The 22,419-nt window shown below is 64.8% G+C and carries 23 protein-coding genes; 9 read left to right on the top strand and 14 right to left on the bottom strand.

What is annotated here, in order from left to right; translation table 11 throughout:
* Nucleotides 1-72: 72 nt before the first annotated feature.
* From IGS61_RS14970 to IGS61_RS14935, 8 genes are all read left to right on the top strand, one after another.
* On the top strand, nucleotides 73-1,107 hold the full coding sequence (locus tag IGS61_RS14970) for a porin (RefSeq protein WP_230540282.1): 1,035 nt from the start codon (nucleotides 73-75) through the stop codon (nucleotides 1,105-1,107).
* A 179-nt stretch (nucleotides 1,108-1,286) separates the two neighbouring features.
* On the top strand, nucleotides 1,287-1,964 hold the full coding sequence (locus tag IGS61_RS14965) for a DUF484 family protein (protein ID WP_230540281.1): 678 nt from the start codon (nucleotides 1,287-1,289) through the stop codon (nucleotides 1,962-1,964).
* 7 nt (nucleotides 1,965-1,971) lie between these two features.
* Nucleotides 1,972-2,919, top strand: a complete 948-nt coding sequence (locus IGS61_RS14960) for a tyrosine recombinase XerC (protein ID WP_230540280.1) — start codon at nucleotides 1,972-1,974, stop codon at nucleotides 2,917-2,919.
* Nucleotides 2,920-3,056: 137 nt separating this feature from the next.
* Nucleotides 3,057-4,145 carry a CobW family GTP-binding protein gene (locus IGS61_RS14955; protein WP_230540279.1) on the top strand — a complete coding sequence of 363 codons (1,089 nt, stop codon included), beginning with the start codon at nucleotides 3,057-3,059 and terminating at the stop codon, nucleotides 4,143-4,145.
* A 482-nt stretch (nucleotides 4,146-4,627) separates the two neighbouring features.
* Nucleotides 4,628-5,080: an RNA polymerase-binding protein DksA gene (gene dksA, locus IGS61_RS14950; RefSeq protein ID WP_076565074.1), complete on the top strand. Its 453-nt coding sequence runs from the start codon at nucleotides 4,628-4,630 to the stop codon at nucleotides 5,078-5,080.
* 222 nt (nucleotides 5,081-5,302) lie between these two features.
* On the top strand, nucleotides 5,303-5,839 hold the full coding sequence (hslV, locus tag IGS61_RS14945; protein WP_010394217.1) for an ATP-dependent protease subunit HslV: 537 nt from the start codon (nucleotides 5,303-5,305) through the stop codon (nucleotides 5,837-5,839).
* A 46-nt stretch (nucleotides 5,840-5,885) separates the two neighbouring features.
* The gene (hslU, locus tag IGS61_RS14940) at nucleotides 5,886-7,241 is read left to right on the top strand and encodes an ATP-dependent protease ATPase subunit HslU (RefSeq protein ID WP_329958059.1); all 1,356 of its coding nucleotides are present in this window, start codon (nucleotides 5,886-5,888) and stop codon (nucleotides 7,239-7,241) included.
* An 18-nt stretch (nucleotides 7,242-7,259) separates the two neighbouring features.
* Nucleotides 7,260-7,454, top strand: coding sequence for a hypothetical protein (locus tag IGS61_RS14935; protein ID WP_230540277.1), 195 nt, complete (start codon nucleotides 7,260-7,262; stop codon nucleotides 7,452-7,454).
* Between the two features lie 67 nt (nucleotides 7,455-7,521).
* Here the strand turns inward: IGS61_RS14935 and IGS61_RS14930 are convergent, their stop codons facing one another.
* A complete protein-coding gene (locus tag IGS61_RS14930; RefSeq protein ID WP_230540276.1) occupies nucleotides 7,522-8,136 on the bottom strand; it encodes an outer membrane protein in 615 nt (204 codons plus the stop codon).
* A 167-nt stretch (nucleotides 8,137-8,303) separates the two neighbouring features.
* Between IGS61_RS14930 and IGS61_RS14925 the strand changes: the two genes are divergently transcribed.
* Nucleotides 8,304-9,089: a helix-turn-helix domain-containing protein gene (locus IGS61_RS14925; protein WP_230540275.1), complete on the top strand. Its 786-nt coding sequence runs from the start codon at nucleotides 8,304-8,306 to the stop codon at nucleotides 9,087-9,089.
* On the opposite strand, the gene IGS61_RS14920 is transcribed toward IGS61_RS14925, so the two are convergent.
* From IGS61_RS14920 to gspG, 13 genes are read right to left on the bottom strand one after another with little or no spacing between them, the layout of a single operon-like run.
* A complete protein-coding gene (locus tag IGS61_RS14920; protein ID WP_230540274.1) occupies nucleotides 9,062-11,314 on the bottom strand; it encodes a patatin-like phospholipase family protein in 2,253 nt (750 codons plus the stop codon). The genes IGS61_RS14925 and IGS61_RS14920 overlap by 28 nt on opposite strands.
* Before the next feature lie 58 nt (nucleotides 11,315-11,372).
* Nucleotides 11,373-11,933, bottom strand: coding sequence for a type II secretion system protein N (locus tag IGS61_RS14915; protein WP_230540273.1), 561 nt, complete (start codon nucleotides 11,931-11,933; stop codon nucleotides 11,373-11,375).
* Nucleotides 11,934-11,952: 19 nt separating this feature from the next.
* Complete coding sequence (gspF, locus tag IGS61_RS14910; RefSeq protein WP_230540272.1) at nucleotides 11,953-13,173, bottom strand: type II secretion system inner membrane protein GspF; 1,221 nt, start codon at nucleotides 13,171-13,173, stop codon at nucleotides 11,953-11,955.
* 10 nt (nucleotides 13,174-13,183) lie between these two features.
* On the bottom strand, nucleotides 13,184-14,605 hold the full coding sequence (gspE, locus tag IGS61_RS14905) for a type II secretion system ATPase GspE (RefSeq protein WP_230540271.1): 1,422 nt from the start codon (nucleotides 14,603-14,605) through the stop codon (nucleotides 13,184-13,186).
* Between the two features lie 10 nt (nucleotides 14,606-14,615).
* Nucleotides 14,616-16,856 carry a type II secretion system secretin GspD gene (gene gspD / locus IGS61_RS14900; protein WP_230540270.1) on the bottom strand — a complete coding sequence of 747 codons (2,241 nt, stop codon included), beginning with the start codon at nucleotides 16,854-16,856 and terminating at the stop codon, nucleotides 14,616-14,618.
* Nucleotides 16,853-17,629 (bottom strand): type II secretion system protein N, encoded by a 777-nt coding sequence (locus IGS61_RS14895; protein WP_230540269.1) that lies wholly within the window; start codon nucleotides 17,627-17,629, stop codon nucleotides 16,853-16,855. The genes gspD and IGS61_RS14895 overlap by 4 nt, the downstream gene beginning before the upstream one ends.
* Complete coding sequence (gspM, locus tag IGS61_RS14890; protein WP_230540268.1) at nucleotides 17,626-18,174, bottom strand: type II secretion system protein GspM; 549 nt, start codon at nucleotides 18,172-18,174, stop codon at nucleotides 17,626-17,628. Before gspM ends, IGS61_RS14895 begins: the two co-directional genes overlap by 4 nt.
* The gene (gspL, locus tag IGS61_RS14885; protein ID WP_230540267.1) at nucleotides 18,171-19,400 is read right to left on the bottom strand and encodes a type II secretion system protein GspL; all 1,230 of its coding nucleotides are present in this window, start codon (nucleotides 19,398-19,400) and stop codon (nucleotides 18,171-18,173) included. Before gspL ends, gspM begins: the two co-directional genes overlap by 4 nt.
* Nucleotides 19,401-19,419: 19 nt before the next feature.
* Nucleotides 19,420-20,394 (bottom strand): type II secretion system minor pseudopilin GspK, encoded by a 975-nt coding sequence (gspK, locus tag IGS61_RS14880; protein WP_230540266.1) that lies wholly within the window; start codon nucleotides 20,392-20,394, stop codon nucleotides 19,420-19,422.
* Nucleotides 20,391-21,026, bottom strand: a complete 636-nt coding sequence (locus IGS61_RS14875; RefSeq protein ID WP_230540265.1) for a PulJ/GspJ family protein — start codon at nucleotides 21,024-21,026, stop codon at nucleotides 20,391-20,393. Before IGS61_RS14875 ends, gspK begins: the two co-directional genes overlap by 4 nt.
* On the bottom strand, nucleotides 21,026-21,403 hold the full coding sequence (gene gspI / locus IGS61_RS14870; protein ID WP_070289523.1) for a type II secretion system minor pseudopilin GspI: 378 nt from the start codon (nucleotides 21,401-21,403) through the stop codon (nucleotides 21,026-21,028). Before gspI ends, IGS61_RS14875 begins: the two co-directional genes overlap by 1 nt.
* Entirely contained in the window at nucleotides 21,403-21,873 is a 471-nt protein-coding gene (locus IGS61_RS14865; RefSeq protein ID WP_230540264.1) for a GspH/FimT family pseudopilin, read from the bottom strand. The genes gspI and IGS61_RS14865 overlap by 1 nt, the downstream gene beginning before the upstream one ends.
* Before the next feature lie 36 nt (nucleotides 21,874-21,909).
* Nucleotides 21,910-22,362, bottom strand: coding sequence for a type II secretion system major pseudopilin GspG (gene gspG / locus IGS61_RS14860; protein ID WP_035823835.1), 453 nt, complete (start codon nucleotides 22,360-22,362; stop codon nucleotides 21,910-21,912).
* Nucleotides 22,363-22,419 lie beyond the last annotated feature (57 nt).

Raw genomic sequence — 22,419 nt, 5'->3', positions numbered from 1 at the left:
GAAACGCGACAGTTAGCGCATTTCAATCTGCTCGGATCTCGGACGGAACTCACTTTTAATAGGGAATAAGACATGAAAAAATCACTCGTTGCCCTCGCACTCTTCGGCGCCTTTGCCGCAACCGCACAAGCGCAGTCGTCCGTCCAAATCTACGGCACGGTCGATGCTGGCCTGGGCAAGTCGACTGGTTCGACCACCGCTGTCACCAAGCGCGACAACAACAAACTGGGCTTCAAGGGCACGGAAGATCTGGGCAATGGCTTGAAAGCTATTTTCCAACTGGAAATTCGCTATGAATCCGACACGGGTACGCTGGAAAGCAACTCCCGTCCGCTGTTCCAGGGTCAAAGCCGCGTCGGCCTGCAAGGCAACTTCGGTACCGTGCGTCTGGGCCGTGGCCTGACCGCCTTCCAGGAATCGAGCACCGCGTTCGAACCATGGTCGGGCATGCCTACGCCAGCCGGTTTCCAGACCGACATCACGGTGGCCGCCTACAGCAGCGATCCGCTGAGCGCAGCCGGCAATTCGCGTAACCGCTTCTCGAACGCCGTGTTCTATAACTCGCCAGTGTTCAGCGGCTTCCAGTTCAACGCCACCGTCGCCGCCAAGGAAGCCAATAACAATCCAGCATTCCCTGGACCAGCGGCCACGCCACCAGCCAACAACTACCCGGTGGCTGCCAATGCCGTGCCAGCGTCGAATCCGTACTCGGTCTCGGCCACGTACAACTACGGCCAGTTCGCCGGTATGGCCGCGTATGAGCGTAATGGCCTGCAAGCCAAGCTGTGGTCGGTTGCCGCATCGTTCAATCCGGTAACGGAACTGAAACTGATGGCGTCGTACCAGCATCAGGATGACAGCAACTTCAAGATCATCAACACGGATACCAAGGCATGGCTGGTTGGCGCCAACTATGACGTCGGCCCAGGCAAGGTTCGCGCCGGCTACGGTCAAAAAACGCCGGATGGCGTGACCAAAACCAAGCAAGCATCGCTGGGCTACGACTACAACCTGTCGAAGCGCACCTACCTGTACGCGGACATCTCGAACCGCAAGGCGGCAACGTCGATCACCTACATCGGTCTGGGCGTACACCACAACTTCTAATGCCCCGCACGTCACCCTCCAAGGGTGATTGCTGAGCAAGGAATGCAAAGCGGCATGGGCAACCATGCCGCTTTTTTCATGGGTGCGCGGAAAATGCACAAGCGCAACGCCCTTTGCGCCTGTGCCACCGCACTCTCGGTTAGAATGAAGCGTTCAACTTTCACTGACAGATATTCTCAATGACCGCCACACTCGATTCCAGCACCGTCGCCCAGTACCTGAGCGAGCACCCGACGTTCTTCGAAGAGCATACCGCGCTGCTCGGCGAGGTCAAGCTGAGCAGCCCGCTGACGGGACGCACCATCTCGCTGCAGGAGCGGCAGATGGAAGTGATGCGCGACAAGTACAAGGCGCTGGAACTGCGCATGTCCAAGCTGAGCCGCCTGGCCGAGGAAAATGGCGACATCGCCAGCAAGTTCCACGGCTGGAACCAGGCCATGCTGCAAGTACGCAACGATGCGGACATGCCGCGCGTACTGGTCGACGCCCTGCAAAGCAACTTCGACGTACCCTACGTCAGCCTGCGCCTGTGGCAAGTGCTGCCGGAACACGCCAACGGCTGGTTCACGGAAGATGTCACTGCCGACGTGCGCATGTTCGCCAACAGCCTGCAAGCGCCGTACTGCGGCAGCAACCGCGATTTCGAAGCCGTGCACTGGCTGCAGGCGGATAAAATCGAATCGACCGTCATGATCGCCCTGCGCGCCCCGAATACCACGGGCACCTTCGGCTTGCTGGTGCTCGGTTCGCCCGACAGCGAACGCTTTACCTCCAGCATGGGCACCGACTTCCTCGTGCACATCGGCGCCACGGCCAGCGCCGCCCTGGCCGCGCTGCGCGCCGGTTCGCCGGCCTGAATCAGCCATGCATGCGGCGCGCGGCAAGGCCGAGTGGCTCGACGCCTACCTGGCCCAGCTGGCCACGCAGCGCAAGCTGTCGCACCACACGATGGACGCCTACGGGCGCGACCTGCGCGCCTTGCTGGAACTGAGCGGCAATACGCCCTGGACGGCGCTGGCGCACAACGAAGTGCGTCGCTACACGGCCAAGCTGCACAGTGGCGGCCTGGATCCGCGTTCGATCGCCCGCAAGCTGTCGTCGTGGCGCGGCTTTTACAACTGGCTCAGCGGTGAAACGGCGCTCGACGCCAATCCCGTCGACGGCATCCGCGCCCCCAAGCGGGCCAAGACCTTGCCGAAAGCCCTGTCGGTGGACGATGCCGTGCGCCTCGTGGCGCCCGCGCAACACCAGCAAGGCGCGGCCGAGCCGGAACAACTGTGCAACCGCGCCATGTTCGAACTGCTGTATTCGAGCGGCTTGCGCGTTTCCGAGCTGACCAGCCTGGATACCCACTACTGCAAGGCCGACGGCGGCCAGCCCGCCTCGCTGGGCTGGCTCGACATGGCCAGCTTCGAAGTCATCGTCACGGGCAAGGGCAGCAAGATGCGCAAGGTGCCCGTCGGCAAGGCGGCCCTCGTGGCCCTGACCGCCTGGCTGGCCGTGCGTCCGCCAGCGGCCGATGGCAGCGCTGCCTTGTTTTTAAGCACGCGCGGCACGCGCATCTCGCCGCGCGTGCTGCAGCTGCGCCTGAAGGCGCATGCGCTGGCGACGGAAATTCCCGCCAACGTGCACCCGCACGTGCTGCGCCACTCGTTTGCCTCGCACGTGCTGCAATCGTCGGGCGACTTGCGCGCCGTGCAGGAAATGCTGGGCCACTCCAGCATCACCTCGACCCAGGTCTACACGGCCCTCGATTTCCAGCACCTGGCGCACGTGTACGACCAGGCGCACCCGCGCGCCAAGGTGAAGTAGACAGCCGCGCCCGTTGGCCGGCCTGATCCATATCAAGCGGATGGGCGCGCATTTGCAAGCTTTTGCAAAATTCCGGCATAATCGTCCGCATTCTTCCGCTTGCGCGGCGGCACCACCGATTACAGCATAGGCATCTCATGGCACTGATTCCAACCACCATCCTCACCGGTTTCCTGGGCGCCGGCAAAACCACCTTGCTCAACCGCATACTGCGGGAAGAGCATGGCATGCGCATCGCCGTGATCGAAAACGAGTTTGGCCAGGAAAACATCGATAACGAGATCCTGGTGCAGGACAGCAACGAACACATCATCGAGATGAACAACGGCTGCATCTGCTGCACCGTGCGCGGCGACCTGATCGTGGGCCTGACGGAACTGGCGCGCAAGCGCGACGCCGGCCTGCTGGCATTCGACCGCGTCGTCATCGAAACGACGGGCCTGGCCAATCCCGGCCCCGTGGCGCAAACCTTCTTTGTCGACGAAGAAGTGGGCAGCCACTACATGCTCGACGCCATTCTCACGGTGGTCGATGCCCGTCATGCCATGAAACAACTAGACGAATACGAGGAAGCGCAGCGGCAAGTGGGCTTTGCCGACAAGCTGCTGCTGTCGAAAACTGACCTCGTCAGTGAAGACGACGTGGCCGCCCTGACGCGCCGTTTGAAACGCATCAATCCCCGCGCCCCCATCGGCAAGGTCGATTTTGGCCGCGCGCCGCTGGCCGAGGTGCTCGACATCCGCGGTTTCAACCTGAATGAAAAGCTGGAACTGGACCCGGATTTCCTGGCGACGGAAACGGCGCACGTGCATGATCACGACCATGCGCACGACCATGCGCATGAGCACGGCCATGAACACGCACATGAGCACAGCGACGCCTGCGCCACCGATTGCGGCCATGCCGACCATCACCATGCGCAGCACAGCGACGATATCGCCGCCTTTGTTTTCAAGAGCACACAACCGTTCGACAGCGCCAAGCTCGACGAGTTCCTCGGTGGCCTGGTGCAAGTGTATGGCCCGCGCATGCTGCGCTACAAGGGTGTGCTGCTGATGCAGGGCGCCGAGCGCAAGGTGGTGTTCCAGGGCGTGCATCAGTTGATGGGCAGCGACCTGGGCGCCAAATGGGGCGAGAATGAAGTGCGCGGCAGCAAAATGGTATTTATTGGCAAGAATCTACCAAAAGACATTTTTATTCGCGGACTCGAACAATGTTTGGTATAAACTAGCCGGGTTTTGCAAAGTATCCGTTGCAAAGCAGAAACAAAAGGGAAAGTTAAGCACGCTTTCCCGCTGTCCGACACCGATCTTGCTGGTATAAACCAACAAGTGGCCGTTTCTGATCGGCTAGTCAACAAATCGGGATGGCAATATAAGGCAAAGCGTGCCAAAATCAGCGACGAAAACGGCCCATGTCGTTCGCCTGTCATGAAATGCTGGCAAACTGCCGCTGGCCGCATGCCAGGCATGCAACCGATCCACCCAACACGCCCGTTGTCGCGCGCAGAGCGCGACTGGCATAGAGCGGTAAAAAGTTATCAACATGGCAAATATAGCCGGCCGGTAGTCCTGGCCGCCGCCGGCAAGCCAAGGTCGCACGCAGTACATCCGGACAGCAATGCCCAGCGGAACCTGTACAGTTGCTCGGCATCGCCGCATCAACTGATCAATTTGAAAACTCTGTCGTATCGAAGGTAAGCGAAGTTATGACCAAAACTAATAAATCGACCCCGGCCGCCAACCAAGACATCCCTCTCATCAGCGAAGAGCAAATTCGCGCCATGAGCGAAGATGACTACATGAATCCGGCACAACTGGCATTCTTCAAGGCGCGCCTGCAGCAGCTCGAGAAAGACCTGCTGAAAAACGCCGGCGAAACCACGGAACACTTGCGTGAAACCGTGCTCGTACCGGATCCGGCCGACCGCGCCACCATCGAGGAAGAGCATGCGCTGGAACTGCGCACGCGCGACCGCGAGCGCAAATTGCTGAAGAAAGTGCAGCAATCGATCGCCAGCATCGACGCCGGCGACTATGGCTGGTGCGAAGAAACGGGCGAGCCTATCGGCATCCCGCGCCTGATCGCCCGTCCAACCGCCACCCTGTCGCTGGAAGCCCAGCAACGGCGCGAACTGAAGCAAAAGCTGTACGGCGACTGATCGCCCTCCCCTTGCGCGGCCGCCCCGGCGGCCCGCGATGGCGAATAAAAAAGCACGCGACCTTCAGTTGCGTGCTTTTTTTTCGTCCCGCGCCGACTACACTGAAGCGAGCGCGGCAACGGCAAGTGCCGCTTGCAATTGCCTTTTCCATCCCCACTTTTGAGGCATGGGCGCGCAATCGCATGGCCTTGCACGCATCGGCACGAATCTTTTGAGGTCACTATGGAACAATTTCACGGCACCACCATCCTCTGCGTCCGGCGCGGCAAGCAAGTCGCCCTGGGCGGCGACGGCCAGGTAACGCTGGGCAACATCGTCATGAAGGGCACGGCCCGCAAAGTGCGTAAGTTGTATCAGGGCAAGGTCCTGGTCGGCTTTGCCGGCGGCACCGCCGACGCATTCACGCTGCTCGACCGCTTCGAAGGCAAGCTGGAAAAACACCAGGGCAATCTGCTGCGCGCCTCCGTCGAACTGGCCAAGGACTGGCGCACCGACCGCGTGCTGCGCCGCCTGGAAGCGATGCTGCTGGTGGCCGACAGCGAGTCGACCCTGGTCATCACGGGCAATGGCGACGTGCTGGAGCCGGAAGACGGCATCGGCGCCATCGGCTCGGGCGGCACCTATGCCCAGTCGGCCGCCAAGGCGTTGCAGGAAAACACGGACTTGTCGCCGGCCGAAGTGGTCAAGAAGTCGCTGACCATCGCCGCCGAGCTGTGCATTTATACCAACATGTCGCACATTATCGAGACTCTCGATTAAGCGCCAAGCGCGCCCAAGCAAAGAATACAGAAAGCCAACTATGATCATGAACATGACCCCGTCGGAAATCGTCACCGAACTCGACAAACACGTGGTGGGCCAAGCCAAGGCCAAGCGCGCCGTCGCCATTGCCCTGCGCAACCGCTGGCGCCGCCAGCAGGTGGCCGAACCCCTGCGCCATGAAATCACGCCCAAGAACATCCTCATGATCGGCCCCACGGGCGTCGGCAAGACGGAAATCGCGCGCCGCCTGGCCAAGCTGGCCGAGGCGCCGTTCATCAAGATCGAAGCGACCAAATTTACCGAAGTCGGTTATGTGGGGCGCGACGTCGACACCATCATCCGCGACCTGATCGACATCGGCATCAAGCAGACGCGCGCGCTGGAAATGAAAAAGGTGCGCGCACGCGCCGAAGATGCGGCCGAAGACCGCGTGATCGACATCCTCGTGCCGCCGGCGCGCGACTTCGGCTTCACGCCGAATACGGCGGCGGCCGTGGACACGGGCGGCAGCGGCGACAGCACGCGCCAGACCTTCCGCAAGCGCTTGCGCCAGGGCGAGCTCGATGACAAGGAAATCGAGATCGAGCTGGCCGAGGCGGGCCCGCAGATGGAAATCATGGCGCCGCCGGGCATGGAAGAAATGACGGAGCAGATCAAGTCCATGTTCTCGGGCGTGGGCGGGCAGCGCAAGAAGGCGCGCAAGGTCAAGATCCGCGAAGCGCTCAAATTGCTGGTCGAGGAAGAAGCGGCCAAGCTGCTCAACGAAGATGAACTGAAACAGAAGGCCATCCAGAACGTCGAGCAGAACGGCATCGTCTTCCTTGATGAAATCGACAAGATCGCCTCGCGCTCGGAATCCGGCGGCGCCGACGTCTCGCGCGCCGGCGTGCAGCGCGACCTGCTGCCGCTGGTCGAGGGCACGACCGTCAACACGAAATATGGCATGATACGCACGGACCACATCCTGTTCATCGCCTCGGGCGCCTTCCACCTGTCGAAACCGTCGGACCTGATCCCGGAACTGCAAGGGCGCTTCCCCATCCGAGTGGAACTCGAATCGCTGTCGATCTCGGACTTCGAGCGCATTCTGACGAGCACCGACGCCTGCCTGACGATGCAGTACGAAGCCCTGCTGGCGACGGAAAACCTGAAACTGCAATTCGCGCCGGAAGGCATCACGCGCCTGGCGGAAATCGCCTACTCGGTGAACGAGCGCACGGAAAACATCGGCGCGCGCCGGCTGCACACGGTGATGGAAAAACTGCTGGAAGAAGTGTCGTTTACGGCCAGCGAAGGCAGCAGCACGACGGAAAATGTGCTGGTGATCGATGCCGCGTACGTCAACGAACGCCTGGAAGCGCTGTCGGTCAACGAGGACCTGTCGCGCTACGTGCTGTAAGAAAGAAGGGGGAAACCGATGGCAAACAAGGCCTTGGCGACGCGGCAGAAAATGCAGTTCCGCGTCGAACCCTCGCAAAAACCGCGCAACCCGGTCGCCACGGCCGCCCTGCAGCGCGCCGCCGGGGCGCACGTGAAAACCGTGTCCGGCCAGCGCCAGCAGGAAAAACGCCTGCTGGCGAAACTGCTGTTGAAAGTAGAAGCGGACAAATAGGCCGCCCGCGGACACCCCGTTCCGGGGCGTCCGCCATCAGGCCACTCTGTGCCGCAGCATCATCCCCTTAGAAACGGTAGGACGCGCCCAGCGAAAACATGTCGACCTTGGTCGTTTGCTTGCTGCTGTACTTGACCGGCACGCGGTCCCAGTCCAGGTGCAGCGACCAGTTCCGGTTCAGCGCATACGCCGCGCCGACGCCATAGATCAAGCCGATCTTGTCCTTTTTGTCCGAACCGCCCCCCAGATAGTCGACCTTGCCCTGTGTGTAGGCCGCACCGGCGCGTCCGCTCAGGCTGAAGGCGTCGAACTGGTAGGCGAGCACGCCTTGCATGCCGAGGCCGCTGAACTTGCCGCGGCCGGCAACCTTGCCGGCGCCCGTGTCGAAGCCGGATTTGACTTCCCCGCCCAGATACCCCACCAGCTCAACTGAAGGCAGGGCCACGCCGCCCTGAAACGGCAGCGCGTCGAAACTGTAACCCAGGTAGGCCTTGCCGTTGCGCTTGCTGCTTTTGTCGCAAGCGCCTTGTCCTGGCACGCAATCGAGGCCGCTGCTGGCGCGAAAGCCATAGCTGGCGCCCGCATAGAAGGAGCCCGGCGCCGGTTCGGCCGCCGCGGCATGCAGAGGAGCGATGGCGGCCAGCGCCAGCAGCGCTGCTGGAAAATGAAATTTGGAGAACATGGATAACCTCTACAAGTGGATGAATGCCTGGTTGTAGCGCGCCGTGCGAGCCACAAGCGGGAGTGTCATCTCTTTTGCCGGGAAGTACTATCACCTTGTGCAAAGTGCCGTTAAGGGCTACATTCGGTACCGTCATCCGCTACCAAACTTGTAAAAAAGGATATCCCGTGAGTTCACCTGAACTGGTTTTGCGCGTGCTGCGCACCCAACTGCGCGCCGCCGGCATCACCTATAAGGTGCTGGCCGAACGCATCGCCATGAGCGAGTCGAGCGTCAAGCGCATGTTTGGCCAGCACGACATGTCGCTGTCGCGCCTGGCCCTGATCTGCAAGGCTTCCGGCATCGCCATGGAAGACGTGCTGCGCGGCGCGGCCGACATCACGCCGCATGCCGACACGCTCACCCTGGTGCAGGAAAAGTCGCTGGTGGCGCATCCACGCCTGCTGCTGGTGGCGATCTGCTGCCTGGGCCACTGGAGCCTGGAGCAGGTGGTGGAAACGTATGCGCTGACGCAGGCCGAATGCATCGGCTGCCTGGCCGAACTGGACCGCCTGGGCTTGATCGAACTCAAGCCGCTGAACCGCTACAGCCTGCGCGTCTCGAACGCCTTCCACTGGCTGGCCGACGGTCCCGTGCAGCTGTACTTCCGCGAACACGTGGTGGCCGATTATTTCAGCGGGCATTTTGACGGCGCCGGCGAAACCCTGATGTGCATCCCCGCGCGCCTGTCGCTGTCGAGCGCACAGGAACTGGTGCAGAAGATCCGCCAGCTGGCCGAGGAACTGGCGCGCCTGCACCAGAACGACCGGCGCCTGGCTCCAGTCGAGCGCGACGGTTTTACCCTGCTGCTGGGCTTTCGCTCATGGGAATTTGCCGCCTTCACGGCCCTGCGCCGCAGCACGGCCCCCGCCGCGCCGGGCGCTCCTTACCAGACGGGGCCCAGGAACAGGTAAAGCGTGCTCTCGCCGCCCTTCGATGCGCCCGAGGCCACGTACACGGGGCCGAAGCGCGTATCGACGGAAATGAAGGCGCTGCTGGCCTGCGTGAACTTGGTGGCTTTCCAGCGCTCGCTCTGATCGAAGCCGCCGCCCATTTCCAGCGAAAAGCCGGCCCGCACGGCGCCACCCAGGGTGCTGGGCAGGGAGCCGATGCGGCGCGCCATCACGAAGCGCGCCAGGGCCACGCTGCGCCCCGTCACCGACTCGAACTGCGTGCCGGACAGGCGCAAGAAGCCCCCCAGGCTGAGCGGTGCCTCGCCCCGTTGCGCGCGCGCCCATTCGCCATACACGTGGCCAGCCCAGTTGCCGCTGCCAAACGCCTTCAAGCCCGTGATGGCGGAACGCCCCAGACCCGACTCGCCCGTCCCGGTGGTCGCGGAGCGCGTCCAGGTAGCGTCGAACAGCACGCCGCGCGTGGGGAAGCCGGGCGAATCGAGCGTATCGACGCGGAACTGGACGAACTGGTTGGTGCCCAGCGCCCGCTCCTTGGGGTAGCTCGGGTCGGCGGGGATGCTGACGTCCGCCTTGACTTCGCTGCGCGTGATGCCGAACTGCAGATCGCCCCAGAAACCGAACTGGCGCCCCAGCACCAGGCTGGCGCCCTGGCCGCTGTAGGCGACGCGCGCATTGCGCCGTCCCTTGTCGAACAGGTCGACCGCCTGGGAGGTGTACTGCAACGATGGCGCGATATACCATGGGTTGCCGGCGCCCAGCGGCTGCCAGTACTGCACCCCGAAGTTGCGCGCCGTGCCGATCTGCACCATGCTGCGCAATTCACCGCCCCAGCTGTTCAGATTCGAGCGCACATGCAGCAGCTTCAGGGCAAAGGTATTGCTGTCCCTGAAATCGCTGGCCATTTCCAGGCCCACGCGCAGGCGGCTGCTGGCCCACGGCGCTTCGACCGCCTTGATGGTGACGGCGCGCTGGTCGCCGGCATCGACCACTTCCGTCTCGACGCGCGCCACGTCGCCGCGGCCATACAGCCTGGCCGCCGCCTTGAGCACATCTTCCTGGCTGACGGCCTGCCCTTCCACCAGGCCCGATTGCGCCTGCAGGATGCGCGGGTTGATATCGCCTTCGCTCTCCACGGCCAGGCGCGTGAGCGGCAAGGCCACGTCCAGCAGCGCCGGCGCCGCCAGGCGCAGCTCCTCGCGCGCCGCATACTGTTCCGGCGGCAGGGCCAGCGGCGCCAGGCGGGCGGCCAGCGCCTGCGCCGCCTGTTCACCGGCGCGCATGGCGCGCGCATAGTTTTCGAAGTCGAGGAAACTGACGCCCGTCAAATCCGGCGCCACCAGGATGTCCTGCGGCCGCAGCTCCTTGAGGGAGCGCTGCACGTTCTGCTCCGTGAGGATCTGCAGCATCTGCTGCGCCACGCCGATGGCGCTGCCCAGCTCTTTTTCCGGCGCCAGCGGCGTGCCCACGTTGACGGCGATGATGATGTCGGCGCCCATGGCGCGCGCCATGTCGACGGGCAGGTTGCGCACCAGGCCCCCGTCGACCACCAGGCGGTTGTTGACGCGCACGGGGGCGAACACGCCCGGCACGGCCAGCGAGGCACGCATCGACAGGAACAAGGGCGTGTCGACCAGCTCCACCAGCTCGCCATTGACCAGGTCGGACGCCACTGAGCGGAAAGGCAGCGGCAGCTGGCTGGCGGGGCGGTCGCGCATGCCGGCCGGCAGCAGGCGGTTCAGCGCCATTTCCAGCGCCGCATTGCTGGCCGCGGCCGGCGGCGTGGAAATGCCGTTGCGGCTGGTGCCGAATTCGATGCGCGACGGCAGCAATAAATCTTCCTCGCGGCGGCGGAACGCCAGTTCGTCGCGCGGCGGCCGGTCGGCCACCACGCGCGCCCAATTCGTCTCGCGCGCCATCTTTTCCAGGTCCGCCACGGAAGCGCCGGCCGCATACGCGCCGCCCACCACGCCGCCCATGCTGGTGCCGACCACCATGTCGATCGGCACATGCAGCTCCTTGAGCACTTTCAGCACGCCGATGTGCGCCAGGCCGCGCGCGCCGCCGCCCGACAGCACCAGCGCGATGCGCGGGCGCGCAGGCGCGGGGACGGCAGCGGAGGTGGAGGTGGTGGCGGCGGTGACGGCGGGAACGTCGGCTGCGGCAGCCGGCGGCAAGGCGCACAGCGCCGCCACGCAGCCCGCCAGGACGGCACGGATCGAGAACATGAAGACTCCTGTAGCGATGGCGGCACGGCGCCACCGGCAAAATACGATAAGAACGGCCTTAATTCGACGGCGGCGGCACGCTGCTCACCTGCGGCGCCGGCATCATGGCCGCTGGACGCTGCTGCTCCATCGGCAGCGGCGGCGGCACCAGGTTCGTTGCCGGCGCGGGGGCCGCGGCCGGCATTGGGGTGGCGGACACTTGCCCCGGCAAAGCCAGCGCCTTGTCGTCGGCCACCAGGTCGATGCGCTTGCTCACGCCGCCATCGCGCAGCAGCACGTGGCGCGCATGCACTTCCAGCACCGTCACGCCGGGCACCACCTCGGCGCCCTCGGGCAGCGCCACGGAGGGCTTGCCATCGGTCGAGATGATGGCCACGCTGCCGCGGCCATTGCCGGCGGCGACCACACCCTTGAGCTGGTAGTTGCTGGCCGTGGCCACGCTGACCTGGCCGCCGAACAGCGAGGCGCCCGCCTCCACACTGGCATCCTGCACCACCGGCACGGGGGGCGGGTTGATGGGGCGCTGCGGCGCCTTGAACAGCTGCATGGCCCAGTAGGCCAGCGAGACGGACAGCGCCACGACGGCGAGCAGACTTACAAAGTGGGGCAAACGCTTCATGGTTTCCTTGATATTTCTCTTAACGCACCAGCTGATTAATCTCGATAATCGGCATCAGCACGGCCAGCACGATCAGCAGCACCACCACGCCCATGGCCAGGATCAGGGCCGGCTCCAGCAGGCCGGCGATGGTCAGCGTGCGGCGCTCCAGGTCCTGCTCCTGCGCGCTGGCGGCGCGTTCCAGCATGGCCGGCAGCTCGCCCGTGATTTCACCGGCGCGTATCATGTGGATCAGCATCGGCGGAAAGTGCTTTTGCGCCGACAGCGCGCGCGCCAGGCTCACGCCCTCGCGCACGGCGCCGCTGGCTTCCTGTACCAGTTCCTGCATCGCCACGTTGGTCAAGGTGTCGCGGCTGGTGTCGAGCGCGCGCAGGATAGGCACGCCGGATCCCGTGGTGATGGCCAGGGTGCTGGCAAAGCGCGCCGTATTCAGGCTGCGCTCGAACTTGCCGTACAGGGGCGCCGTCAGCAGCCAGGTATGCCAGCGCCGCTTCAGCGCCGGCTGCTGCAGGGCGCGGCGCCAGGCGAACCAGGCGCCGGCGATGGCGATCGCCACGACGATGCCGTAGTTGCGCACGAAGTCCGACAGCGCCAGCATGATCACGGTGAGCATGGGCAGCTTTTGCTTGGTATTGGCGAACACGGAGACGATCTGCGGCACCACGTAGGTGAGCAGGAAAATGACGATGGAAAACGCCACCACCGTGACGATGGCCGGATACGTAAAGGCCAGCTTGACCTTCTGCACCAGCGCGTTGCGCCGCTCGATATAGTCGGCCAGGCGTGACAGCACGCGCGACAGATGGCCGATCTGTTCGCCCGACGCCACCAGCGCCCGGTAAATTTCCGCGAAATCGCGCGGATGGCGCGCCAGCACGTCGGAAAATGCGGCGCCGCCGATCACTTCCGAACGGATCGAGGCGATCAGGTCGCGCAGGTAGGGCCGCTCGGCCTGTTCCAGCAGCGCGGAAAACGCCTGCTCCAGCGGCAGGCCCGCTTCCAGCAAACTGGCCAGCTGGCGCGTAAACAGGGCCAGCTCGGTGCTCGACAGGCGCTCGCCGAAGCCGCGCCGCCTGGTCACGCCAGCGGCATCGACCTGCGCGGCAATCGGCTCGACGGCCAGCGGCACCAGGCCTTGCACGCGCAATTCGGCGCGCGCGGAACGGGGACTGTCGGCATTGAGCACGCCCTTGCGGGTGGCGCCCTGGGCGTCGACGGCTTCATAGCGGAATGCGGGCATGGTGGCGGGCCTAGTCTTTGGTCACGCGCAGCAACTCGGCCTGCGTGGTGGTGCCGTCGCGCAGCCAGCGTTCGCCGTCGTCGCGCATGCTCGTCATGCCGTCCTGCAGGGCCGCGGCGCGCACTTCCGCCTCCGACGCCCGGTTGTGGATCTGCGCGCGGATCTGCTCCGTCGTGCGCAGCAACTCGTACACGCCGACGCGCCCCTGGTAGCCCGTCTGGCCGCAATGCTCGCAGCCGACCGCCTGCCAGTACTCGCCATCGAAGGTCTTGCAGGCGCCGCACAATTTGCGCACCAGACGCTGCGCCAGCACGCCGAGCAGGGACGACGACAGCAGGAACGGTTCGATGCCCATGTCGAGCAAACGCGTGACGGCAGCCGACGCATCGTTCGTGTGCAGGGTCGCCAGCACCAGATGGCCCGTCAGCGAAGCCTGCACGGCGATCTGTGCCGTTTCCAGGTCGCGGATCTCGCCGATCATGATCACATCAGGATCTTGCCGCAAAATCGCCCGCAGCGCCTTGGCAAATGTCATGTCGATGCGTGGATTGACCTGCGTCTGGCCGACGCCGGCCAGGTCGTACTCGATCGGGTCTTCCACCGTCAGGATGTTCGTCGTGGTGGCGTTGAGCATCGACAGCGCCGCGTACAAGGTCGTCGTCTTGCCCGAGCCGGTGGGGCCCGTGACGAGCACGATGCCGTGCGGCTGCGTGATCAGGCCATCGAACTGCCCCAGCATGGGCGCGCTCATGCCCAGGTGCTGCAGGTCGAGGCGGCCCGCTTCCTTGTCCAGCAAACGCAGCACGGCCCGTTCGCCATGCCCGGTGGGCAGGGTCGAGACGCGCACGTCGACGGGTTTTCCGCCCACGCGCAGGGTGATGCGGCCGTCCTGCGGCAAGCGTTTTTCGGCGATGTCGAGCTGCGCCATGATCTTGATGCGCGAAATCAGCGAACCGTGGATGGCTTTACGGGGGCGCACCACGTCGCGCAGGCTGCCGTCGATGCGGAAACGCACGACGGAGGTCTGCTCGAACGGCTCGATGTGGATATCGGACGCGCCTTCACGCAGCGCCTGCGTCAGCAAGGCGTTGATCATGCGGATGACGGGCGCGTCGTCGGACGATTCGAGCAAGTCCTCGATGGCCGGCACGTCCTGCAGCAGCTTGGTCAGATCCAGGTCGGCGTCGAATTCATCGGCCATCTGCGAGGCGTCGCCGCCGCCGCCCGCGTAGGCGCCGGCAATGGCCGCGTCGAGTTCGCCGCGCGGCAGCACCGTCAATTGAATCTGGCCGAAACGGCGCGACACTTCGGCAATCGCCGCCGGCGCCGTCGATGCGGCCACCAGCACCTCGACGGGGGCGCCGTCGACGGCGCCGGGCCGGGCCAGCAAGCCGAAATCGCGCGCGTAGGCGTAGGGAAGCAGATTACTCATGACTGTCCCATCACTTCTGCGGCTGCTGCGGCTGTTGCTGATACTGCTGCAGCAGCGACTGCGGCGGCGTGGCCGCGTTGGCCGGCGCGCCTGGCGGCGGCACCGGCGCCGGCGGCACGGGGCGCGTCACCATGCTGCCGCCCACGGGCTGGCCATCCTGCAGGGCCGGCAGCACGGGCGTGCCCAGGTCTTTCAGCATCAGGTTGCCCGACGCCGGCACGGCAGCCGTCTCGGCCGAACGCATGTAATCGTAGCGGTCGGCCGCCAGGCTGCCGCTCTGCTCCTTGTTGCGCACGATCACAGGGCGCAGGAAGATCATCAGATTCGTTTTCTTGCGCTCGCGCGTCTGGTACTTGAACAGGTTGCCGATCAGGGGGATGTCGCCCAGGCCGCGCACTTTTTCCGCGTTGTCGCCCGTGCTGTCCTCGATCAGGCCACCCAACACGATGATCTGGCCATCGTCGGCCAGCACATTGTTTTCGATCACGCGGTTGTTGATGGTGATGCCGCTGACGGCCGTCGACGTGGATTTGTCCACGCTCGACGTCTCGTGATAGATGCCCAGCTTGATGGTGCCGCCCTCGGAAATCTGCGGGCGCACCTTCAGGGTCAGGCCCACTTCCTTGCGGTCGATGGTCTGGAACGGGTTCGTGTTGGTGCCGGCCGTGCTGGTGTACTGGCCCGTCAGGATAGGCACGTTCTGGCCCACCTTGATGGTCGCCAGTTCGTTGTCCAGGGTGATCAGGTTCGGCGTCGACAGGATGTTGGCATTGCCGTCCGATTCCAGCGCATGCGCCACGGCGCCCAGGCCCAGCGCGCCGTTGATCTGCTTGAAGATACCCAGGGTCAGGCCGCCCGTCGGCAGCACCTTGCCGCCGCCCAGCGCCAGCTTGGCGATATTGTTGTCGGTGCCGCCGGCGAACGACTGCAGCGCGCCCACGCGGTAGCTGCTGCTGCTGTCGCCGGACAGCCCCAGCCACTGCACGCCGAACTCGGATGCCTTGGCCGACGTCACTTCGACGATCAGCGCCTCGATGTAGACCTGGGCGCGGCGCACGTCGAGCTGGTCGATCACGGCGCGCAGGTTGCGGTAGACGGCTTCGTTGCAGGTCAAAATCAGGGTATTCGTCGACGCGTCGGCCTGGATGAAGCCTGCCGCGCCGCCCGAGGACAGCTGCTGCGGCCCGTTGCTCAGCGAAGCGCCGCCCGTGGTGCCGCTCTGCGTATTGCCGCCCAGGCCAGTGCTGCTCATGCCGCTGTTGTTCTGGCTGATCTGGTTGTTCGTATTCTGGTTGCCGACGCCCTGCTGCGCCGTGGCGGCCGTGCCGTCCGACGTCACCACCGAACGCAGGGTTTGCGCCAGCTTGGTGGCGTCCGCATTCTTGAGGTACACCACGTGCACGTTGCCCAGCTGCGTGGTGGGCTGGTCCAGCTTCGAGATCAGCGACTTGGCCAGATTGGCGCGCGCCGCCGACGGCGCGCGCAGCACCAGCGAATTGGTGCGCGGGTCGGCCAGCACGGACACCTTGCCCGCGTCGGCCCCTGCGGCGCCGCCCGCATTCCCGCCTTCCATCAGTTTGTTCACCATCGAGGCCAGGTCGGAAGCGATCGCATAGCGCACGGGGATCACGTCCAGGTCCGTCGAGGCGGGCACGTCAAGCGCGGCGATGATCTTCGCCAGGCGCTTGAGGTTATCCGCGTAGTCGGTGATCACCAGCGAGTTGTTGCCCGGGTTGGCGTTGATCGTGTTGTTTGGCGAAATCAGCGGGCGCAGCACGGCCAGCAGGTTGGCCGACGACTCGTAGTTCAGGTAAAACACCTGGGTGGCGATCTGGTCGCCCTTCACCTGGCTGGCGCCGTTGCCCACCTGGGTCGGCACGGATTGCAGCTTGGCGTCCGCTTCCGGCACCACCTTGGCATAGCCGTCGCCGGAGACCACCGCGTAGCCCTGCAGGCGCAGCGCGGAGGCCAGCAGCGCGAAGGCTTGCGTCTTGCTGATCGATTTTTCCGACACCAGCGTGATCGTGCCCTTGACGCGCGGGTCGATGACGAAATTGATGTTGGTGTAATGGCCCACCGCCTTGATCACCGATTCGATGTCGGCGCCGACGAAATTGAGCGCCGCTTCATCGCCGGGCGCGGCCCAGACGGGCGCCGGCATGCCGGCCACGGAACAGCACAGCAAGGCGGCTGCCGACAGGCGGCGCAGCGAGAAGGAGGAGGTAATTGGGCTCACGGATGGTTTTTTCATTGTCTGAACTCTAAGGCGATGATGTTTTTTTCGCTATTGCTACGGCGCTGTCCCAGCAAATTCAACAAACTCGCCAAGGTCTCTTCATATCCTGCTGCGGCCTGGGCCTGGCCGGAAAACTGCATGCGCCCCTGATTCAGGCTGCCGCTGCCGTCGAGCAGCAGCGGTCCTTTGATGGAGCGCAAGGTCAACGTCGCCTGCTGCCCCTGCCAATCGAAATCGAGCTCGTAGCTGCCCAGCGGACGCAGGGACGACAGGCGCGACGCCATGTCCGTCATCTGCAAGGTGGTGCGGCCGACGGCGGAAAACTGCCGCTGCTCCAAAGCCAGTTCCAGCGTACTCCACGACAGGCGCATGCTGCCCGTCGGCGCCACGGTATTTAACGGTGCACCGAGGCCTCCCAGGCCATCGGCCGGCAGCAGCAGGGCCGCCGGGCTCACTTGCCAGTGCGACCACGAGCCGCGCAGGTTGACCGGCTGCGACAGCGCCCGCGGGTTCTGCAGCTCCACGTCCGCCGCGCCCCACAGCACCGACGGCGAAATGCGCCAGCTGAAACGCCCCGGCAGCAGCGGCGTCACGGCGCCGTTCGCGCTGGCCGCCCCGCCGATAAAGGCCGATCCGCGCCACAGGGTACCTTGCGCGTCGCCCAAGGTCAAACGCCCGCCCGTCTGCTTTTCCACGAGACTGGCCACCCAGCCGGCCGGGAAAAACACCAGCAGGGTGACGCAGACGCTGACGATGATGGCCAGCAGCCAGCCGAGCAAGCGCCTCATCGCGCCGCGCCCGGGCTCTGGTGCAGGGTCAGGCTGGCATCGACCAGGCCCGCCACCGCCTTGTCCTGCACCGTCTGCGCCGTGATCTTCGCTTCCTGCACGGCGATGCGGCCTTCGCGGCGCAAGCCGTCCAGCCACAGCATGACGCTGGCAAACGGCACGCCGTTCAGCTGCACGCGCGCATATTCCCCCGTCAGCGACAGCGATTGCGGCGCCAGGCCGCGCGCTTTCAGCGAGGCGTCTATGCTGTCACGGCTCATGGGTGCCACCTGCACCGGTGCCTGGCGCGCCAGTTCGCCCGCCTCACGCGCCAGCGCCTGCAGCTGGGCCGCGTTCTGGCGCAGCTCGGGCAAGCTCTTTTGCAAGGCGATGCGGCCCGTCCAGGCCGGCTCGAAGAACACGGCGTAGACAAGGGCCAGGCCCGCCACCACGCCGCCGAGGGTCAAGAGCTTGCGCTCCTGCGGCGTGCGCTCGGCCCAGAAAGCCTGCACGGCCTGTTGCTGGCCCACCAGCGCGGCGCGCGCCTTGTTCACTGCTGCACTCATGCTTTTGCTCCCGTGGCCGGCGTGATCTTCCACACGCCCGGCGCCGTTTCATTCAAGGCCAGCTTGCGCGCGGCCAGGCCGTCGCGCACCTGCGCCTGGGCGCTGGCGTCGACCATGTCCGGTTTCAGCCGGACGATCAGGCTGCGCTCGCGGTATTCCAGCGACGCCACCACGCCGCGCCCGGCCAGGCCGCCCAGCGCCTCGCCCAGCGCCGCGCTCATGCTCGTAAAATCATCCATGCTCGCTTGCCCGCCCTGCAGGCGGGCGGCGGCGATATTGCGCCGCATCTGCTCCGCTTCCAGGCCATACACGGGCGCTTCGTTCGGATATGCGGCCTTGAAGGTTTGCTGCATCGAGGTGCGCACGGTGGCCGCCTCGCGCTTCAGGCGCATCCATTCGATATTCATGCCGGCAAGGTTGACGACCACGGCCAGCAGCGCCAGACGGATGGGCCAGCGCCAGCGGCGCCATTCGGTGGCCGATCCCGTCGCCGTGCCCAGCGCGGGAGCCAGGTCCAGCCCCGCGCCACGGGCGCCGGCGATCCAGTGCGCCCAGTGATCAGGTTCCAGCGTCACGCCGTCCATGCCGGCGGCCAACTCTTGATATTGCGCAAGCTCGGCCTGCGCCACGTAGACCGTCAGGGGCACGTCGCCGGCAAATGCGCGCGTCGTCAGCAGCGCCTGCTGCGGCAGCAAAGGCAAGACCAGGCCCAGCCCTTCCTGCGGCGCCTGGCGCAAGGCCAGCTCCAGGCCATCGCCGACCGCTTGCAGGGAAGCCGTCACGCTGCCCGGCTGCAGGGGCAGGCACAGCTGCGACGGCAGCAGCGCCACCTTGCGCGCGCCCTGCGCCAGCAAGGCTTTCACGAGCACCTCGGCCCAGGCGCGCTGCGCCACGGCCACCGTGCGCATGCCGGCAGCGTCGGGCGCGCCAGCGGCCAGCAGGCAATCCTGGGCGTCGCCAAGAATATGTTCTTCCACCAGGCCCGGCAGGGCCGCGCGCAGGCGGGCACCGGCCAGCGGCGGCATTTTCAGGCGCAGCAAAGTCACGTCGGCCGCCGCCAGCAGCAGCACCACCTGCTTCGCGCCGGCGATCAGCTGGCCCAGGCTGCCCAGCGCCGCGCTGCCTTGCTGCAGCAAGGCGCCGCCGTCGCCGGCCAGCACGAAGGAGCAGGCAGGGGCGCCGTCGGTGGATGCCTTGGCCGGGTGGCGGATGTACAAAGTTGTCAAAATGACTCGCTTTCAGGGGTTAATTTTCCCGCAACCAGACCAGGCTGGTGGTGCGCTGCGGATCCATTTTTCGATTGACGAGCGCCACGGCATCGAGGGCGGCGCGATCCAGCCGCACGCGGATGACCGTGAGGAAGTAACGGCTCTTCACATCAAGTTCCACGCCTTCAATCAGTGCAGCATTAATATTATTCTGGAAATTTAACTTATCGACAAACTTTTTACGCGGATTGCTCAACGTCAAGGCGCTGGCCTCGGACAGCGACATCATCGTCACGGCCGCCAGCACCTCGGCCGGGGCCGTATTCACGTTGACCGGCGTCAATTCCGGCAAGACGATGATGAAATCGCGCAGTTTCTCGATCATTTGCGGCGTGTAGCCGGGCACGGCCAGCAAATCCTCGACCTGCGTAAATGCCACCGGCTCGCTGCTGCCGCCCGATGCGGGCGTGGCGGCGGGCGTCTTGCCGTCGCTGCCGCCATCCACGGTGCGCAGTTTCGGCTTCGCGCGCAGCACGGCATCGGCCGTCGCCTGCGCCAGGCCGCTGTCGAGCTGCAGGTTCGACAGCAGACGCTGGTAAGCCAGCACCTGCTTCGGATTGATGGGGCCCGTGGCGTCCACCAGGTTGGTAATATTGAAACGCGCCTGCGCATCGAGGGCGCGGCCCGAGACGGTGGCGTCGAATTTTTCCGTATCGACCTTTTCGCGGTCCACATAATCGTCGAGCCGCGCTTCCTCGATGGGCGTGGCCCACACGCCGTCGAGCGCCGTCAGCGTGGGATTGTCCTGGCGCAACCAGAAGCGGGCAAAATCGACCATGCCGCGCATGGCCCACTGCGTCTGCAGGCGCAGGCGCTGGTTTTCCATCGAGCGCACTTGCACCTGCTGCTGCCAGAACAGGCTGGCGACGACGGTAATGGCCAGCGCCGTCAGCAGCAAGGCCGTGATGACGGCCACGCCGCGCTGGCGCGCTGGGTGAATGAACGGCTTCATCCCGGCCCCAGTAAAAAGACTTTGGACAGGCCCGCATCCTGGCCCGGCATCTGCAGGGTCACTTCCAGGCCGACAAAATCATCTGTTTTTGTGCCGGCAAGCATGGTGATCCACTCGGGATTCGGAGAATTTTGACGCTTTTGCCCGCGCATGACCATGCTGTCGACGCCGCGCATCAGGGCCACGTCGGCGCTGGAAGTATCGGTATCGTCGCGCGCCGCCTGCCACAGGGTGTCGAGCACGGCCAGGTCGCGCGTGCCGTTCGACTCGCGCCGCGTCAGCACGCCGCCGCGCAGGCGGTAAGTGACCACTTGCAACTGTTGCGGCTCCTGCTCCGATGCGGCCAGGCGCACCAGGGTCAGGCGGTCATTTTCCGCCGACAGGTTGATGCGGCCATTCAGCAGGTTGTTGTTCTGGCCGGCGCCGGCCAGGTGGTCGCAATCGCTCTGCATCTGGGCAAACGCCAGCTGCATGCCGCGCGCCTGGTTCAGCTGGCTGGTCAGCACTTCGCGCGAACGCACGATGCTGTCCAGGCCACGCCAGCCCAGCACGGCGACCATGGCCAGGATGCCGATCGCCACGAGCAGCTCGATCAGAGTGAAACCAGCGGTGGAAAGCTTGCGGCGCGCCATCAGTCGTTAAAAGAAAGCAAGACCAGACGCACGATGCGCCGGGCCGGGTATTGCACGTCATATACGTTGACGCGCACTTGGCGGATGCGGGGATTCGGCGTGGCCACCACTTCTTCCTCACAGATGAGTTTTAAGTCACCCTGCGGGCAATCGACCGTGCGCTTGCCCGTCTGCGGGAAGGTTTTTGCCAGGCGCAATCGCACCAGGTGGTTTTCCGCCGACCAGGTGGCCATCATGGCGCTGCGCAAGCCATCGCTGTTCTGCGTCAGGCTGCCCACGGCGCGCAGCGAGGCGCCCAGGGCCGTGCCGACGATGACGAGGGCGACCAGGACTTCCAGCAAGGTGAAGCCGCGCTGGCGGCGAAACGAGCGCCGCATCATTGCTCGACCGTGAAGTGGCCGATGCCGTCGGCGCGGATGGCCACGCTGCGTTCGCCGCTGGCCAGGGTCAGCACGAAAGGCTTGTCGACCGGTTCGCGGCCGAAGATGATGCGCAGCGGCTGGGCCACGCTGTTCGAGGGCTGCACGCTGAGCAGCATGGGCGTGTTGCTGAAGCTGCGCTCGCGCAGCAAATCGTCCTGCGTCACGGGTTGCCACAGCTTTTCATTGAGGACCAGGAAACGGTATTGATTTTCGTCAGCCTCGAACGCCACCTGCCGGCTGCGCACGATGGCTTCATCGCGCGCCAGCTGCAGCAGCAGGGCGATGCGCTCGGCTTCCTTTTGCAAGGCTTGCTGGCCATTCGGCATGGCGTTCAGCGACACCAGGCCCAGGGTGACGCCGATGATGACCATCACCACCAGCAATTCGATCAGCGTGAAGCCGCCGCTGCGCTGCCGGCATGCCATGCGTCGCCTGCTCATGGTGTTCATGGAAAGAAAAACTTACAGTTCCCACGAGCCGATATCGGCATCGTCGCCGCTACCGCCAGGCTGGCCATCGGCGCCCAGCGAAATGATGTCGACTTCGCCCTTCACGCCCGGCGACAGGAACTGATAGGGATTGCCCCATGGATCTTTCGGCATCTTTTCCAGGTAGCCGCCCGCTTTCCAGCCATTTGCGGCCGGTCCCGTGGTCGGTTTCTCGATCAGCGCCTGCAAGCCCTGCTCGGTGGTCGGGTAGCGCTGGTTATCCAGGCGGTACAGTTTCAAGGCTTGCATCACGGTGGCGATGTCGACTTTCGCCGCCGCCACTTTCGACTCGCCCGTGCGGGCGATCAGCTTGGGCACCACCAGCGAAGCGAGGATGCCCATGATCACCACCACGACCATGATTTCGATCAAAGTGAAGCCGCGCGCGCGGCGCTGGCGTATCGGATGGTTTGCTGCGTTTTGCATATGAAAGAGAGAAGAAGGTGAGTAATGAGAGCAGAGTATAAAGCGGAAATATGACAA

The organism is Janthinobacterium sp. FW305-129 (assembly GCF_020858115.1).
GTDB lineage: Bacteria > Pseudomonadota > Gammaproteobacteria > Burkholderiales > Burkholderiaceae_D > Janthinobacterium.
The sequence above is the reverse complement of the archived record's forward strand: the minus strand, read 5'-3'. Positions and strand labels throughout refer to the sequence as shown.

Coding starts and splice junctions, on each gene's coding strand:
- IGS61_RS14970 (WP_230540282.1), top strand. CDS start 73: ATGAAAAAATCACTCGTTGCCCTCGCACTCTTCGGCGCCTTTGCCGCA.
- IGS61_RS14965 (WP_230540281.1), top strand. CDS start 1,287: ATGACCGCCACACTCGATTCCAGCACCGTCGCCCAGTACCTGAGCGAG.
- IGS61_RS14960 (WP_230540280.1), top strand. CDS start 1,972: ATGCATGCGGCGCGCGGCAAGGCCGAGTGGCTCGACGCCTACCTGGCC.
- IGS61_RS14955 (WP_230540279.1), top strand. CDS start 3,057: ATGGCACTGATTCCAACCACCATCCTCACCGGTTTCCTGGGCGCCGGC.
- dksA (WP_076565074.1), top strand. CDS start 4,628: ATGACCAAAACTAATAAATCGACCCCGGCCGCCAACCAAGACATCCCT.
- hslV (WP_010394217.1), top strand. CDS start 5,303: ATGGAACAATTTCACGGCACCACCATCCTCTGCGTCCGGCGCGGCAAG.
- hslU (WP_329958059.1), top strand. CDS start 5,886: ATGAACATGACCCCGTCGGAAATCGTCACCGAACTCGACAAACACGTG.
- IGS61_RS14935 (WP_230540277.1), top strand. CDS start 7,260: ATGGCAAACAAGGCCTTGGCGACGCGGCAGAAAATGCAGTTCCGCGTC.
- IGS61_RS14930 (WP_230540276.1), bottom strand. CDS start 8,136: ATGTTCTCCAAATTTCATTTTCCAGCAGCGCTGCTGGCGCTGGCCGCC.
- IGS61_RS14920 (WP_230540274.1), bottom strand. CDS start 11,314: ATGTTCTCGATCCGTGCCGTCCTGGCGGGCTGCGTGGCGGCGCTGTGC.
- IGS61_RS14915 (WP_230540273.1), bottom strand. CDS start 11,933: ATGAAGCGTTTGCCCCACTTTGTAAGTCTGCTCGCCGTCGTGGCGCTG.
- gspF (WP_230540272.1), bottom strand. CDS start 13,173: ATGCCCGCATTCCGCTATGAAGCCGTCGACGCCCAGGGCGCCACCCGC.
- gspE (WP_230540271.1), bottom strand. CDS start 14,605: ATGAGTAATCTGCTTCCCTACGCCTACGCGCGCGATTTCGGCTTGCTG.
- gspD (WP_230540270.1), bottom strand. CDS start 16,856: ATGAAAAAACCATCCGTGAGCCCAATTACCTCCTCCTTCTCGCTGCGC.
- IGS61_RS14895 (WP_230540269.1), bottom strand. CDS start 17,629: ATGAGGCGCTTGCTCGGCTGGCTGCTGGCCATCATCGTCAGCGTCTGC.
- gspM (WP_230540268.1), bottom strand. CDS start 18,174: ATGAGTGCAGCAGTGAACAAGGCGCGCGCCGCGCTGGTGGGCCAGCAA.
- gspK (WP_230540266.1), bottom strand. CDS start 20,394: ATGAAGCCGTTCATTCACCCAGCGCGCCAGCGCGGCGTGGCCGTCATC.
- IGS61_RS14875 (WP_230540265.1), bottom strand. CDS start 21,026: ATGGCGCGCCGCAAGCTTTCCACCGCTGGTTTCACTCTGATCGAGCTG.
- gspI (WP_070289523.1), bottom strand. CDS start 21,403: ATGCGGCGCTCGTTTCGCCGCCAGCGCGGCTTCACCTTGCTGGAAGTC.
- IGS61_RS14865 (WP_230540264.1), bottom strand. CDS start 21,873: ATGGCATGCCGGCAGCGCAGCGGCGGCTTCACGCTGATCGAATTGCTG.
- gspG (WP_035823835.1), bottom strand. CDS start 22,362: ATGCAAAACGCAGCAAACCATCCGATACGCCAGCGCCGCGCGCGCGGC.